The organism is Helicobacter kayseriensis, assembly GCF_021300655.1.
Classification (GTDB): domain Bacteria; phylum Campylobacterota; class Campylobacteria; order Campylobacterales; family Helicobacteraceae; genus Helicobacter_G; species Helicobacter_G kayseriensis.
The window spans coordinates 14,502-30,412 of the sequence record NZ_JAJTNB010000011.1 but is presented as its reverse complement, the minus strand read 5'-3'; the positions used below and the strand labels follow the sequence as shown (position 1 = coordinate 30,412).

Sequence of the window (15,911 nt, the reverse complement as noted above, 5' to 3'; positions counted from 1 at the left end):
AAAAAAAAGGGGGGGGGTGAATTTAAAACTGATCTTCTATTTTGCTCACAGCAACCTTCTAAAAAGCAAAACCTTAAAATAGGTTAAAAAAATTATATTTTTGTCGATCTAGATCAATGCTGAAACAGGGAAGTTTAAGCTAAATATTACAAAAAGGAGTTTTACGATGGCTTTTCAAGTCAACACAAATATTGGTGCGATGAACGCACATGCTCAATCAGTTTTTACGCAAGGCAAGCTTAAAAACTCATTGGAAAAACTAAGTTCTGGTCTTAGAATCAATAAAGCAGCAGATGATGCTTCAGGAATGGTTATCGCCGATAGTCTTAGATCTCAAGCTGCAAGCTTAGGTCAAGCGATCAAAAATGCAAACGATGGAATTGGGATCATTCAAATTGCCGATAAAGCAATGGATGAGCAAATCAAGATTCTAGAAACAATCAAAGTCAAGGCAACGCAAGCTGCTCAAGATGGGCAATCTGCAGAATCTAGAAGAGCGATTCAAAACGATATCGCAAGATTGATTCAAGGACTTGATAATATTGGTAACACAACAAGCTACAACGGAATCTCTTTGCTTTCAGGATCCTTTACAAACAAAGAATTCCAAATTGGTGCTTACTCCAATCAAACAATCCGTGCTTCAATTGGTGCAACAACATCTGACAAAATTGGACAAGTTCGCGTTGAAACAGGAGCAAATGTCTCTGGAGCAAGCGTAGTCTCTCTTACTTTCAAGCAAGCTGATGGGGCAAATGATGTCACACTTCAAAGTGTTGTTGTTTCTCACTCCGCAGGAACTGGTCTTGGTGCACTAGCAGAGGTCATCAACAAAAACTCTGATCGAACGGGCATCAAAGCTCAAGCAAATGTTCAATCAACATCTGATGAATCGATCAAGGCTGGGGATATCAAAGGTCTTTCAATCAATGGTGTGGTGTTTGGAGATATTATCGGAATCCAAGCAAATGATGCAGATGGAAGATTGGCCGCAGCAATTAATGCATCGACTTCAGATACTGGTGTTGAGGCATTTATAGATAATCTTGGGCGTCTCAATCTTAGAAGCGTAGATGGTCGCGGTATCTACATCAAAGCTGCAGAAGATCCAAATGCTGCTGTAACTTCACTTAATGGCGGTCAATCACTTGGTGCAGGATCAAGCAACTATGGACGACTCTCTTTGACTAGACTTGATGCAAGAGATATTCAAGTGGTGTCTGCTCCTGGTATCTCTGGAGGATCAAACTTCGCATCAATCGGATTTGGTGTTGGACAGGTTGCTGAGACAACAGTAAATCTTCGAGATGTTATGGGTGAATTTGGAGCAAGCGTTCGATCTGCAGCTGGAGGAAACCAAAATGCGGTCATCGCAAGCGGTGCGACAGGACTTGGAGCTGGTGTGACAACATTGATTGGTGCTATGGTTGTTATGAATATTGCAGAATCTGCTCAAAAAACACTTGATAAAGTTAGAGCTGATATGGGTTCTGTCCAAAATCAAATGACAAGTACAATGGACAACATTACAGTCACTCAAGTGAATGTAAAAGCTGCCGAATCTCAAATTAGAGATGTAGACTTTGCTGCAGAGTCTTCAGACTTTAGCAAATATAGCATTCTTGCTCAATCTGGAAGTTATGCACTCTCACAAGCAAACGCACTACAACAAAATATTCTAAGACTTCTTAGCTAATCCTTAAAAAGCAAAAGCTTCCCTTCTCTCTTTTGAGGGGTGGGGGGATCATGCTTTGAATCCAACTCAATCTTTAGGGGATTTTTTTGACTAATTCATATGAACTTTTTACTTTTCTTCACTCCTTGGATCTTTTGAGAGATTCTCCATCATGGTGGTGGCCAAATCATGGAGATTTTGAAGCGGTTATTGGTGCAATTCTTACGCAAAATACCAAATGGACCAATGTGCAAAAATCCCTCCAAAATCTTCAATCATCCAATCTTCTTATCTTCAATCAAAATGAAGAAAATCTGTATCGGCTATCCAAATCTAATCCCTCGCATCTTGCCCAACTCATCACTTCAAGCGGATTTGCCAACCAAAAGGCTACACGCCTTATCAAACTAGCTCAAAACATATTAAAAGACTTTGGAAGCTATCACGCCTTCACCCAAGAAACAGATGGACAATGGCTCATTTCACAAAAAGGAATTGGTCCTGAAACGCGTGATACGATTTTGAATTATGCTTGCTTAAGAGATATTATGGTGATCGATCAATATACCTATCGCTTGCTTTGTTTATATGGATATGAAATGCAAGACTATGAAGAAATACAAAATTGGATCACTCAAACAATTTGCAACCATTTTGATAAAATTCAAAATCTTTATCCATTTGAAATTTCTCTTGCCCAACTTTATGCACGATTTCATGGAAAAATCGTTGAATTTGCCAAAAAAGGATTTAAAGCTTGAAAAAATGCTTTGCTATTTTTATGTTTCTTTTTTCTTTAAGCACAGCAAACGACGCGATAGAGCAATTTGATATATCACCTCAAAATCAACCCAAATCTAAATTTCTCCCCGCACAAGTAAATTCTCCATACTATGCCTCTTTTGGTGTGCATTTTTCTTATGCCAACTTTACACATCCCCAGCTTTTCAATGTCCATTCTCTCAATAGTCTCATCTTTACTCTTGATATGGGGTGGCTTTTAAATGAGGAAAAAGGATATGACACACTCATTGGGCTCTATCTTGATGGCGCTGCAGGAGGGGGAAAGAGCAATGCATTGTATGGGCTTTTTGGTGGCGTTAAAATTGGTGGTCGATTATGGGATGGAAGAGTGATTCCTTTTTTAAAACTTGGAATGAAACTTACACACTTTCCCTTTGAATACCAAAATCGACAATTCAATACCTATGGACTTGATGCAGAAGTTGGAGCATTCTTTGATGTTGGTCAAGGGTATGGGATCAATCTATCTTATCGTTATGGATATAACTATGCCTATCAACTCAAACTAAACAATATTCATACTTCTGTTGTAATGCTTGGCTTTAGTTTTTATGATTTCAGCTTAGGATGGTAGATGCGCTTCATTTTTGTTTTTTTAATTTCATTTTTGTTATCTTGGGCTTGCCAAGGAGATTGTGCAAGCTGTCATGCAAAGCTAGATTATAAAAATGATCAAAGACATATTCCAATGACAGAATGTAAAAGCTGTCATACGGATGAAAAAATGGCTCAAATTGACATGGGAGGGTGCGGACAAGATTGCTTTGCTTGTCATCAATCCCAAAAACTCTTAACCCCTCCCCTATCTCAAGCTCATCAAGTCATACGCCAGTGCATTGATTGTCATACAAAAATCAACCCCCTTGATTTCAAACATCCCTTTCAAATCAAACCAAATCCCAGTGGTCCCTTTCCGAGCAAGCAACTGATTCCCTAAGAAAGATAGAGAGTTTTTTGATACATTCCTTCAAAGAGCCTTTTTTGATGTGAAATAAAGATATAACTCATTTGATTTTGCCTTTGGTATGTTTTCAAAATTTCAAGGATTTGATTTGCTGTCAAAATATCCAAAGATTCCAAAATCTCATCACAAATCAATACTTTTGGTCTAAGCAATAATGCTCTAAGCAACCCTACTCTTTGTGCCTCTCCACTGCTTAATGCGCGAGATCTAAGACCCAAAATACGTTCATCTAAAGCAAATTGATCCAAAATCTGAGATATATCTAATGTTTTTCCTACAACATCTCCAATCAACCTTTTCACATTTTTATAAGGATTGAGTGCAGTTTTTTGATCTTGAAAAATATATTGAATCCTATGGGGAGCAATCCCAAAAATCCTCTCTCCCCCTAGCCTTATCTCTCCCTTATAAGGTTTAAGCAATCCAGCTAAGACTTTTCCTAAAGTACTTTTTCCACTCCCGCTAGATCCATACACCAAAAGATTTTCCCCCAAAGATAATGAAAAATTAATTTGATCAAAGATGGGAACACGCACTTTTGGAAGATAGAAATGCTTTTCTTTATAATAAACAAAAGAAAGATTAGATACTTCTAGCATTTATTTTTCCAAGCTTGAAGCAAGGATCGTCCATAATCACTTTGCGAAGAATGAAAAAAACTCTCCTTTGTATTTTGTTCGATAATTTTCCCCTTCTGCAGGACAATCACTTCGTTGCATAATTCCTTAAGATAGGATAAATGATGAGTTGCAAATATAAGCGGGATTCTCATTTCTTTCAAAAGTTGAATAATGCGTTGGGCATTCTCTTCATCTAATGAGGCGGTAATTTCATCACATAACAAAATCTTTGCACCACAGACAAGACACAGAGCAAGTTGCACGCGCCTCGCCATTCCACCACTCAACTCTCGGATATAACTATGCCAAATCAAATCAAGATTTTCCAACCCCACTCTCTCCATCATTTCAAATGATAAAAGTTTCCTTTGTTTTTTGTTTAGTTTTTTGTTGTGATAGGCAAGCAGAGAATCAAAAACACATCCAATATCACTCAAAGGATAAAACCCTCCATAAATCTCAGCAGAAACATACCCGACACGACTCCTAAACATCCTCAAGGCCCTTTGATCTAGGTGCAAAACATTCCATCCATTCACCCTCAAAGTCTGCGCCTCAAGAATAAAAGGTGAAGAAAAAAGAACAATCAAAGATTTCAAGAAAGAACTTTTCCCACTACCACTTTCGCCAATGACACCCAAATTTCCAAAAAAAGGTGCAAGACTCAAGCGATCTAGAATGATTTTCTCTCCCAAAGCTAGAGTGAGATTCTGAATCTCTAGCATACCGATGTTCTCTTTTGCATATCATTGGCAACAAACAACATTGGCAAAATCATCATCATTAATGCCAAAACTGGAAAAACAATCATCCACCATCCACCAATAAAAATTGCCTTAGCAGAATCTGCCAAAATATTTCCAAGGCTTGCTTTACTGGGCTCAATCCCAAGCCCAAAAAAACTTAAAGTTGCCTCATTACCAATTGCATGGGCAAAATTCAAAATCCACAAAACAACCATCACATTCACACACGCAGGCAAAATTTCACTCCAAAGAGCACGAAATCTTGAAACCCCTAGCATCCTTGAACATTGATAATAATCTTGTTGCTCAATCTTTAAAATCTCACTATCCAAAACTTTTGCGATTAAAGCCCAATGTCCCGATGCAATCACAACAATCATCGTTAAAATCCCCCCATTCAAAAAACTCTGCACAAACATAACAAGCATCAATGATGGAAGAGCTAAAAATATCTCAATAATTCGCACTCCCAATGAATGCATAAAAAAATGAAAAAACATCACATAACAAACTGCAAACATAAAAGCCAAACTAGAAGCACCAATACCCACCAAGAAAGAGACTTTTAGAGCAGAGACAATACGCAAAAACAAATCCCTTCCTAACAAATCCGTTCCAAACCAATGAGAAGGACTTGGAGGAAGCTTGGCTTGATTTAAGAGAATCACATCTTCTTTAATTGGAAAAAACAAAACAAATAAACATATCACAAGGAGAAAACATAACCAAAACTTCATACTCTTCCCTGATTGAGTTTTGCACACAAACAATCTGCCAAAAAATTAACCACCAAAACACTTGCAAAGCTCATAAGCAAAATTGCTAACACTAAAGGATAATCTTTAAAAATCAATCCATTGATAAGAGTTTGACCAATCCCTCCATAACTAAACACACCCTCAACAACATAGGTCCCCATCATAAAACTCACAAATGATGCTGAAAAATAAGCCACTATAGGGGAAAGAGCATACTTCAAAACCCAATGCATATAAATATAAAATAAGCTCAATCCTCGTGCCAATCCAAACTGAATAAACTCTTGATTTAAAGCATCAATCAAAGTCGTACGCACAAATTGAGTAAAGATTCCTAGATGAGAGATCACCAATGTCATTACAGGCAGTGCCAAATGTAAAAGACGATTGCTGATTTGATCTTCCATCCCAATATCACTTGCACCAGAGCTTGGAAACACACTCCATTTGACACTTAAAAACAAAATAAGCAACAGTCCCAAAGAAAAAGTTGGCAAAGAAACAAACCCCATCCCCAAAAAAGCAATGCAACGATCAAGAGATGAGGACCACAGAGACAAAAAAGCTAGGATAATTGAAAAAAAAATCAACAATACAAAAGCACTTCCACCCAAAATAAGCGTATAGGGTATGCGCTCAGCAATGATTGAAGAGACACTTTCCCCGCTCATCAATGAAGTTGAAAAATCCCCCCTAAGCACTTGAAATAGCCAAGTCTGATACTGATCAAGCAAAGGGCGATGTAAATTAAGATTTTCTTCAATTTGAAATCTCATAGCTGGACTCATCCCTTGTGATACATTTGCAAAGGCGACACTTCCTTGAGAATAATAAATCAGAACAAAGCCTAAAAAGCTTACCCCCCAAAGTGCAAAAATCCCAAAAACAAGACGCCCAATAGCCCGCAAATCATTTTCTCCATTGCCAAATATTCCAAGTAAAGCCAACGCCATGATGCCCAACGATATTGGGGATAATTCCTTTAATCTCAGATTTATACACTAAGGGAAAGTTAAGATACATCAAAAAGATATAAGGAGGATCTTGATACAAGGCCTCAATAAAATCAGCGTAGGATTTTTTACGCTCAGAAAGATCAAGCGTGCTTCTTGCCAAACTCAAAGAGCGATCAACTTGAGGATTTTGATAGTGTCCAAAATTCCAACCCTCTTGGTTTAAGTCTGTATCTTCAGATCCTGCAAAAACACGATAAGTATGCAAATCAGGATCAACAGGACTCCCCCACCCTACTAGAAAACTATCCACTTGCGTATAATCAAAGCTTCCACTAGGCTTTACTACAACTTTTGTGCGAATCCCAATCTTTGCAAGCTCACTTTGCAACACAGAAGCAAGAGCAACACGCAAAGGATCATTATTCATCGCATAAATTTCAAATTCAAAATTTTTTCCATCTTTTTGCAAGATTTTATTTTGGCCCATTTTCCATCCAAGATCTTCTAATAATTTTAAAGCCTTTTTGGGATCATAAGAATAAGTGGGATATGCTAAAGGATTGGCCCAAGAAACCTGCAATGGATGATGTGCAACAAATCCATGGGAATTGATCAAAGTTTTTACCATTGCCTCTTTATTGATCGCATAATTCAATGCTATACGCACCTTTGGATCTTTTAACAAAGGATTTTTAAGATTAAACATCAGCGCACGATAATCTGCGGATGAAAGAAAAACGAGCTTAAAACGAGAATCTTTAGCAAATGAGGAAGCAATCTCAAAATCTACAAGCCCCACATCAATACTTCCGTTTTTAAGCTCTATTGCACTAATGCTTGGATTTGCAATGATTTTTAAGACAAGCTTTGGAGTTTCAACTCTTCCCAAATAAAAAAACGGATTGGCTTCCAAGCTGATATATTGCCCCTTTTTCCATTGCTTCAATCGATAAGGACCTGTTCCTATGGGAGAAGAATTAAAAGATGTTTGATTTAAGTCTTTCCCCTCAAGCAAATGTTTTGGGAGAATCCCCACACTCATCACATCTAAAAAAGCTGGGAATGGCTTTGAGAGCGTGATTCTCAATTTTTTTTCATCAAGCTTTTCAATTTTCTCAATCATCTCAAAATTAACTCTTAGAGGAGAATTGATTTTTGGATTTTTTAAACTCTGAAGAGTAAAAATTACATCATCGACTCCAAATGGCTGACCATCATGCCACTTCACCCCATCTCTTAGTTCAAACTCATAAACCAAACCATCAGCACTAACAGACCATTGTTTGGCAAGATCTGGCAAAATCTCCATTTTTTCATTCAATCTTACCAAACCTGAAAACACAACACCTATTGCCACATCGTGATCTTCGCTAAAAACAGGATTAATACGACTTGGCTCATTTTCAACAGCTACAATCAATGTATCTTTTGGTGTCGCATATATCCATGACAAAAATACCAATAAGGCACAACATAATCGCTTCATTTTCCATCCTCCAAACAAAGTGTTTCAATAATATTAACCCCAAAACCACTCAATGCACAATAATCTATGTCTTTTTTGGAACTTAAAAGCCTAAAATCACGCACCCCCAAATGCTTCAGAATTTGAGCACCGATTCCAAAGCTTTTATCTTCTGATTTGTGTGATAAACAAATCAAAAATCCTCCCTCTCTCTCAACCATCTCCAATGAATGCATAAAGCTTTTGTAATCCTCTTGCATTGTTTGAATATCTTGACGAATATGATGGAATCGAACAAGAGGAATATCTTTTTTGCCAAAAGCAAAAACCTCATACTTGCGATCCAAGTGATCCAAAAAAGAAAAACGCTTGCAAGGTTTGTCACAAAAGCTTGTCTCCACTTCTTCTGTACATAAAATCAACTTCTCTGAACTTAGACGATATTGAACCAAATCGGAAACATAAAGAATATGAAGATTATGCTTTTGGGCAAAATCAAATAAAAATCGATCCCCTCTCCTTGCCATACTTCCATCACTTTTCATCATTTCACAAATCACAGCCACAGGAGCAAGTCCTGATAATTTACACAAATCTACACTTGCCTCTGTATGCCCTGTCCGCACAAGTACTCCCCCCTCCTTTGCAATCAAAGGAAAAATATGGCCAGGCCTTACAAAATCACTTGGCTTTGAATTAGGATTACACATCAAAGAAATAGTCATATCACGTTCATAAGCTGAGATTCCTGTCGTCGCATCTTTGGCATCAATACTTACCGTAAAAGCCGTGTGATGATTTGAATCATTATGATGAACCATTGGCGTCAGGTCCAATTGATCTGCAATCTCTTGAGTAATAGAGACACAAATCAACCCTCGTGCCTCTGTTGCCATAAAATTCACCTTTTCTGGAGTGCTAAAAATCCCAGCATAAACCAAATCTCCCTCATTTTCACGATCCTCATCATCCATCACGATAATCATTTCTCCTCGTTTAAATGCATCGATTGCCTTCTTTACACGCTCTTCAACCATTTCTACCCTTTCCTTTCTTATAATTTTCATTACATCTAAAACAAATCAAGCTTCAATCTTTTGCAAGCCTAGATTTTTCTATACCCAATCGCTTCGATAAGATGAGTTTTGCAAATTCTCTCGCTCCCCTCAAGATCTGCAATCGTCCTTGCCACACGCCTCAATCTATGAGTTCCCCTATAAGACATCCCTAGCTTTTCCATTGCACGCAACAAAAAATCACTGCATTCTTGATCCAAAGGACAAAACTGCTCAATTCCCTTTTCATCAAGCTTCCCATTTGGTATCTTCTGCCCACGCTCTTTTTGCTTTGCAAACGCAAGGAAAACTTTTTCTCTCATTTCCTGAGATGAGATTCTGCTTTGAGATGCAAGATGATCTGACATTTGCACAAAAAGATCCATACGATCCCAAAACGGCTCTGAAAGCCTATTTTTGTAGTTTGCAATTTCTTTGTCCTGACAGCGACATTCGCGACTTGTGCTCAATAGATTCCCACAAGGACAAGGATTTTGAGCTCCAACAAACAAAAATGATGTCTCATATTCAATCTTGCTATGAACCCTTGAGATAACCAAGGAATTATTCTCCAAAGGCTCTCTAAGAGATTCTAAAATCTCCTTTTTGAAATGCAACAATTCATCAAAAAATAAAATCCCCTGATGCGCCAAAGCAATTTCTCCAACTTTAGCTTCTAATGCTGTTGCTGATCCAAGAATGCTTGCTTTGCTTGCACTTTGATGTGGATTTCTAAAAGGACGCATTGGCGAATATATAATCTTATTATGACTCAAAGCTTGAAGTTTCATGCACTCAATCATTTCTTCCAAACTCATAGGAGGCATAATGTAGCGCATTCTCTTGGCAATCATACTTTTTCCACAACCTGGACTTCCTTCAAAAACAATATTATGAAAACCACTCGCAGCAATTAAAGCAGCACGCTTAGCAATATCCTGCCCAATCACATCATAAAAATCGCACTCAATCTCTGAGGAGTAATAATATTTTTTTCCTCCAATTTCAACAAAAGAAAATTCTATGTTTTTAGAATGATAAGGCAATGGCAATTCATCAAGAGTGATAAGTTCAAAAGCCTCCTGTAATGAAGAAACAAAATAAAACTCCAAAGAAGGAATCAAAGAAAAAATTTCCTCTCCTCCCTTGGGGAGAATAATTTTTGCATTAGGCTTAAGGAGGGCAATCTGAAGCAAAAGAGGGAAAATGCTCTCTTGAGATTTAAGTGCACCATCCAAACCAAGCTCACCAAAAGCAAACCATTCATTCTTCAATTCTTGTTTTTGTAATGCACCCAGTAAGGCTATTGGGAGATCAAAGTGACTTCCACTTTTGGGCAAATCCGCAGGAGAAAGGTTGATAATAAATTTCATTGGAGGCATCGAAATCTTGCAAGCCTGAAGAGCAGATTGGACGCGATGTTTGGCTTCCAAAATCGCATGATTTGCAAGACCCGTGATATGAAAGTTAGGCAATCCTCTTGCAAATACCCCCTCAACAGCAACAATTTTTGCACCACTCCCAAATCGTGTGGCACAAAAAATCGTATTGCTCATCTTTTGCTTTTTTGAATCTTTTTAAATTCTTTTTCAAATTTTTTGCGCTTAATAATGGATAAACGATCCACAAACAACACACCATTGAGATGATCGATTTCGTGTTGTATTGCTACAGCAAGATATCCTTGAGCTTGCAAGGTTTGAGGATTTCCAAAGCGATCTTGATATCGCACCTCAAGCTCTTCAAAACGCAAAACATCTTCATAAAAATTAGGAACAGATAAGCAACCTTCGCTAAAAAAAATTTCTCCCTCTTTGTGGATAATTTCAGGATTGATCATTTCTAAAAGATCTTCTTTGTATTGTTGCTTATCTTCTCGTGGAATATTTACAAGCAAAGCACGAATATCTCTACCCACTTGAATCGCAGCTAGACCTACTCCATCTTTTGCAATCATCGTATCATACATGTCATCTAAGAATTGATGCAACTCTTCATTAAAAAGATCAACATCGCGAGATCGTTTTTTTAATATAGGATTAGGATAATGCAAAATATCTAAAACCAAAAGTTCTCCTTTTAAAAACTAAACACAATCTTATCTTAGAATCAAAAAGGAAAAGCTTTCTTTAATATTATTTTGAAGATTTTATCCCCCCTTTTTTTACAAGACAGCCTTAAATAATTTTATTTTTTTCCAACACTTGATCAATCAATCCATACTTTTGAGCTTCCAAAGCGCTCATAAAGAAATCTCTATCTGTATCTTTTTCAATTTGCTCAAGAGTTTGTCCTGTGTTCTGAACAAAAATCTGATTCAAAATTAGCTTGAGACGCAAAATTTCCTGAGCTTGGATTTGTATATCTGTAGCCTGTCCTCTAGCTCCACCCAAGGGTTGATGTATCATAATGCGACTGTGGGGAAGAGAGTAACGCTTACCTTTTGTCCCACAACTCAGCAAAAAAGCCCCCATAGAAGCAGCTTGTCCAATACAAATCGTGCAGATATCAGGGCGCACATAATTCATCGTATCATAGATACTCATCCCGCTTGTAATAACTCCACCTGGAGAATTAATATAGAGATAAATATCCTTTTGAGGATCTTCTGCTTCCAAAAACAAAAGCTGTGCGACAATAGAAGAAGCAAGCTCATCATTAATCTCTCCGCTCAAGAGAATAATGCGATCCTTGAGCAAACGAGAATAAATATCATAACTTCTCTCTCCCCTCCCTGTCTTTTCAACTACATAAGGAATATAATTCATTATTTTTCCTTACTTGCTTTTGTCTTCTTATCACCCTCTGCTTTTTTACTTGTTTTTGTTTTGCTCATCTTGGCTTCTTTTGCCTCTGTTTCCTCTGCTTGAGCTTTTGTTTTTGATGTTTTCTTATCTTGAGATGCTGATACATTGAGTTTTTCATCCAAAAGCATTGTCAAGATTCGATCTTCAAGCATCGCCATTTTTACAGCTGGCAAAAGATTATTTTTTTGATAAAACTCAAGCATCATTTTTGGATCTTGTCCACTCATCATAAATTCATAATACAAAGCTTGAATCACTTCATTATCTTGAATTTGGACTTGATATTCCTTAGCTGCAGCATCAACAATAAAGGTGATTCTTACGCTTTTTTGAGCCTCTTCTTTGAGTTCATCACGCTTTTGTTGAATCTTATTTTGATCTCCTTGGAATGCCTCAAATTCTTCTTGCTTCAAGCTTCTAGCATAATTATTTAACAAAATATTTGTCTCTTGGTCAACGATCAAATCAGGCAAATCAAATTGAATGGTTTCTAAAATATTTTCAACAAATTTTGGTTTAGCTTCTTCATTATAAAGCTTTGCTTTTGCCTCATTTTGCAACTGCAATTTTACTTGATCTTTTAGCGTCTGCAATGTTGCATCAGCCTGATTGAGGACTTTTTGCGCTAATGCATCATCAACTTTTACTTCACCTTTGACCTTAATTGCATGAAGTTTAATTTTAAAAATCGCTTCTTGTCCTGCTAATTCTTTAGCTTGATAATCTTGTGGGAAAGTAACCTTAATATCTTTTTCTTCTCCCTTTTTCATTCCCACCAATTGCTCTTCAAAACCAGGGATAAACTGACCACTTCCAATCAATAAATCAAATTTTTCTGCCTTTCCACCCTCAAATGCCTTCTCTCCAAGAAAACCTTCAAAATCAATATTAGCAGTATCTCCATTTGCAAGAGTCGCACTTTCTTTTGCCTCAACAAGAGGAGTATGTGTTTTTGCGATCTCATCTATGCGCTCATCAATTTCTTTAAGACTTGGTTGCTTGATCTTGATATCTGGAACACAGGATTTCAACTGAGAGATGTCGACCTTGGGAGCGATGCTAATTTTAAATTCAACTTCAATTTCACTTCCCTTTCTATCAAACTTCGTAATCGCAGGATTTCCAAGAACTTGATTTTGCTCAATTTTCAATTCTTTTAAAGCTTCTTGAAAGCTTTCTCTTACTGCCTCTTGCTCAACTTCTTGCTGAATTTGTTTTGCATAGCGTTGCTTAACTATAGACAAAGGAGCTTTCCCTTTTCTAAATCCATGAATATTGACATTTTTTGCAAATTGCTGAGCAATGCTTTGAGATTTTTTATCCACAATCTCTGCTGAAATAATGCTACTTGCAATCGCATTGGCTTGATTAACTTTTTGCGCTCTTACACTCATATTCTTCCTTGTTTAGATGATTTACTTGAAGTATAATTTTCTAATTCTATCAAAATATAATTTAAAACCAAAAAATGACTTTCTCACTCCCAACTTCACTAATAAGGATTGAAGATGCCTCTTAACTCAATCAAACAAAAACTTTCTCACTCCTCCTTTTCTCTTTCGCCCAGTTTTGGAATCCTCTCTTATGTCTTTCCCACAAACTTTAGAGCCACAGGTCTCAAGCCCAATGTAGGGGATATCGTAGAGGTTCATGGCAACAATAAAACAATCGGTATTGTTACAGCCTCTAGGCAAGATTCTTTTGATATCACTCCTTTTTCGTTTGTTGAAGGACACAAAAGTGGAGATCGAGTATATCTACTTAAAACAGGCCTAACAATCCCTGTGGGTGATTTTTTGCTTGGACGCATCATCAATCCCCTTGGTGAGCCTCTTGATGAAAAAGGCGAGATTCCTCACTCTCCCTCATCTCCTATCATCAAACCCCCCATCAGCGCGCTCAAGCGCGGAATGATTGATGAGGCCTTTCATACAGGGATTAAAAGTATTGATGGGCTTTTGACTGTTGGAAAAGGACAAAAATTAGGAATCTTTGCAGGAAGTGGTGTGGGAAAATCGACCCTTATGGGAATGATTGTTCGTGGATCATCTTCTCCTATCAAAGTTATCGCTCTTATTGGAGAAAGAGGAAGAGAAGTTCCAGACTTTATTCACAAAAATCTCAATGGAGACTTGAGCAATACGGTTTTGGTGGTTGCAACAAGCGATGATTCTCCTCTGATGAGAAAATATGGCGCCTTTAGTGCAATGGCAATTGCAGAATACTTTCAAAATCAAGGTCACGATGTGCTTTTGCTGATGGATTCTATTACGCGTTTTGCTATGGCACAAAGAGAGATTGGCCTTTCACTTGGAGAGCCACCCACAAGCAAAGGTTACCCACCCTCTGCCCTCACTCTTCTCCCCCAGCTCATTGAAAGAGCGGGGAAACTTGAAGGAAAAGGAGCGATCACAGCATTCTTTACAGTTCTTGTTGAAGGAGATGATTTGAGTGATCCAATTGCAGATCAAAGTCGAAGTATCCTAGATGGACACATTGTCCTTAGTCGTGAAATGACAGATTTTGGAATCTATCCGCCCATCAATCCCATAAAATCAGCCTCAAGAGTTAGCTCAGACATTACAGATGAGATGCAAAAAAAAGCTTCTCAGAAATTCCGCAAACTCTATTCTCTACTCAAAGAAAACGAAGTTCTCATTCGCATTGGGGCATATCAATATGGAAATGATCCTCTTTTGGATGAGGCAATTGATAAAAAAGATTGGCTTGAGCTTTTTCTCAAACAAGAAGAAAATGAAGTCATTGACTTTAAGGAAACACAAAAAAAATTACAAGAAATCTTATAAATTAATTGGAATAAAGTTTTTTTGTGATATAACGCCCAAGAATTTTTATTTCAAAACAAAAATTAATTTTTATTTAACCAAAAAAGGAAAAGCATGCGAGTTTATCTAGACAATAATGCAACAACAATGCTTGATCCAAAAGCATTTGAGCTCATGAAGCCATATTTTTGTGAGCAATATGGCAACCCAAACTCTCTCCATAAATTCGGAACAGAAATACATAAAGCAATCAGCGAATCATTTGATAAGCTTTATGCAGGGATTAATGCAAAAAATGAAGATGATGTCATCATTACTTCTTGTGCCACCGAATCAAACAACTGGGTTTTGAAAGGTATCTATTTTGATGAGATCTTGGGTAAAAACAAAAATCACATCATCACAACAGAAGTCGAGCACCCTGCTATTAGAAGTACTTGTGCTTTTTTAGAGAGCTTAGGCGTAGAAGTCACTTATCTCCCTATTGATGAAGATGCTAGAGTTACAGCCCAACAAGTACGCGAAGCAATCACAGAAAAAACAGCCCTTGTGAGTGTGATGTGGGCCAACAATGAAACAGGGGTTATTTTCCCAATCGAAGAAATTGGTCAAGTTTGCAAAGAAAAAGGAGTGCTTTTTCATACAGATGCAGTTCAAGCAATCGGCAAGATTCCTGTTGATGTTGTAAAGGCAAATGTTGATTTTCTTTCTTTTTCTGGACATAAATTTCACGGACCCAAAGGAATTGGGGGACTTTATATCCGCAAAGGAGTTTCACTTACTCCTTTATTCCATGGTGGAGAACATATGGGTGGAAAAAGAAGCGGAACGCTTAATGTGCCCTATATTATTGGAATGGGAGAAGCGATGAGACTCGCTCAAGAGGGACTTGATTATGAAGCAAGAGAGGTAAGACACTTAAGAGATTATCTTGAGGATGCGATTTTAAAAAACGATGAAGTTATCGTAGTAGGCAAAAAAGAGCTCAAAGTCCCAAATACAATCTTGACAAGTATTAGAGGAATTGAAGGAGAAGCAATGCTTTGGGATCTCAATAAAGCAGGCATTGCAGCTTCTACGGGAAGTGCTTGTGCAAGTGAAGATTTAGAGGCCAATCCCGTCATGAGTGCAATCGGAGCAGACAAAGAACTCGCACATACTGCGATTCGTTTTTCTCTCTCGCGATTTAATACTCAAGAGGAGATTGACTATACTATTCGTATTTTTAACCAATCAATTCAAAGACTAAGAGAAATTTCATCAACTTATTAAAGG

Annotated in this window: 15 protein-coding genes and 1 pseudogene; 6 read left to right on the top strand and 10 right to left on the bottom strand. The window is 37.5% G+C overall.

The window, feature by feature from the left end; translation table 11 throughout:
• The first annotated feature begins 166 nt into the window (after positions 1-166).
• From LW137_RS06655 to LW137_RS06640, 4 genes are all read left to right on the top strand, one after another.
• Complete coding sequence (locus LW137_RS06655; RefSeq protein ID WP_233034580.1) at positions 167-1,696, top strand: flagellin A; 1,530 nt, start codon at positions 167-169, stop codon at positions 1,694-1,696.
• A gap of 86 nt (positions 1,697-1,782) precedes the next feature.
• Complete coding sequence (locus LW137_RS06650; protein ID WP_233034578.1) at positions 1,783-2,436, top strand: 3-methyladenine DNA glycosylase; 654 nt, start codon at positions 1,783-1,785, stop codon at positions 2,434-2,436.
• A 20-nt stretch (positions 2,437-2,456) separates the two neighbouring features.
• Positions 2,457-3,053 carry a hypothetical protein gene (locus tag LW137_RS06645; protein WP_233034576.1) on the top strand — a complete coding sequence of 199 codons (597 nt, stop codon included), beginning with the start codon at positions 2,457-2,459 and terminating at the stop codon, positions 3,051-3,053.
• Positions 3,054-3,416 (top strand): hypothetical protein, encoded by a 363-nt coding sequence (locus LW137_RS06640; RefSeq protein WP_233034574.1) that lies wholly within the window; start codon positions 3,054-3,056, stop codon positions 3,414-3,416. It begins immediately after the preceding gene.
• Here the strand turns inward: LW137_RS06640 and LW137_RS06635 are convergent.
• The 10 genes and pseudogenes from LW137_RS06635 to tig form a co-directional block, all read right to left on the bottom strand.
• Positions 3,413-4,042, bottom strand: a complete 630-nt coding sequence (locus LW137_RS06635) for an ATP-binding cassette domain-containing protein (RefSeq protein ID WP_233034572.1) — start codon at positions 4,040-4,042, stop codon at positions 3,413-3,415. The genes LW137_RS06640 and LW137_RS06635 overlap by 4 nt on opposite strands.
• Positions 4,036-4,788: an ATP-binding cassette domain-containing protein gene (locus LW137_RS06630; RefSeq protein WP_233034570.1), complete on the bottom strand. Its 753-nt coding sequence runs from the start codon at positions 4,786-4,788 to the stop codon at positions 4,036-4,038. The genes LW137_RS06635 and LW137_RS06630 overlap by 7 nt, the downstream gene beginning before the upstream one ends.
• Positions 4,782-5,546: an ABC transporter permease gene (locus tag LW137_RS06625; RefSeq protein ID WP_233034568.1), complete on the bottom strand. Its 765-nt coding sequence runs from the start codon at positions 5,544-5,546 to the stop codon at positions 4,782-4,784. Before LW137_RS06625 ends, LW137_RS06630 begins: the two co-directional genes overlap by 7 nt.
• Positions 5,543-6,520 carry an ABC transporter permease gene (locus LW137_RS06620; RefSeq protein ID WP_233034566.1) on the bottom strand — a complete coding sequence of 326 codons (978 nt, stop codon included), beginning with the start codon at positions 6,518-6,520 and terminating at the stop codon, positions 5,543-5,545. The genes LW137_RS06625 and LW137_RS06620 overlap by 4 nt, the downstream gene beginning before the upstream one ends.
• Positions 6,477-8,009 (bottom strand): ABC transporter substrate-binding protein, encoded by a 1,533-nt coding sequence (locus tag LW137_RS06615; RefSeq protein ID WP_233034564.1) that lies wholly within the window; start codon positions 8,007-8,009, stop codon positions 6,477-6,479. The genes LW137_RS06620 and LW137_RS06615 overlap by 44 nt, the downstream gene beginning before the upstream one ends.
• A complete protein-coding gene (locus LW137_RS06610; RefSeq protein ID WP_233034562.1) occupies positions 8,006-9,025 on the bottom strand; it encodes a bifunctional 3,4-dihydroxy-2-butanone 4-phosphate synthase/GTP cyclohydrolase II in 1,020 nt (339 codons plus the stop codon). Before LW137_RS06610 ends, LW137_RS06615 begins: the two co-directional genes overlap by 4 nt.
• Positions 9,026-9,093: 68 nt before the next feature.
• Entirely contained in the window at positions 9,094-10,599 is a 1,506-nt protein-coding gene (locus LW137_RS06605; RefSeq protein WP_233034560.1) for a YifB family Mg chelatase-like AAA ATPase, read from the bottom strand.
• Positions 10,596-11,111, bottom strand: coding sequence for a peptide deformylase (def, locus tag LW137_RS06600; protein ID WP_233034555.1), 516 nt, complete (start codon positions 11,109-11,111; stop codon positions 10,596-10,598). The genes LW137_RS06605 and def overlap by 4 nt, the downstream gene beginning before the upstream one ends.
• Positions 11,112-11,220: 109 nt before the next feature.
• Positions 11,221-11,811, bottom strand: a complete 591-nt coding sequence (clpP, locus tag LW137_RS06595; RefSeq protein WP_233034549.1) for an ATP-dependent Clp endopeptidase proteolytic subunit ClpP — start codon at positions 11,809-11,811, stop codon at positions 11,221-11,223.
• A 152-nt stretch (positions 11,812-11,963) separates the two neighbouring features.
• A pseudogene (gene tig, locus LW137_RS06590) lies at positions 11,964-13,244 on the bottom strand (trigger factor); the annotation flags it as partial.
• 114 nt (positions 13,245-13,358) lie between these two features.
• On the opposite strand from tig, the gene fliI reads away from it, so the two are divergent.
• Both fliI and LW137_RS06580 read left to right on the top strand, forming a co-directional pair.
• Entirely contained in the window at positions 13,359-14,657 is a 1,299-nt protein-coding gene (gene fliI / locus LW137_RS06585) for a flagellar protein export ATPase FliI (protein WP_233034534.1), read from the top strand.
• A 93-nt stretch (positions 14,658-14,750) separates the two neighbouring features.
• The gene (locus LW137_RS06580) at positions 14,751-15,908 is read left to right on the top strand and encodes a NifS family cysteine desulfurase (protein WP_233034532.1); all 1,158 of its coding nucleotides are present in this window, start codon (positions 14,751-14,753) and stop codon (positions 15,906-15,908) included.
• Positions 15,909-15,911: the final 3 nt, after the last annotated feature.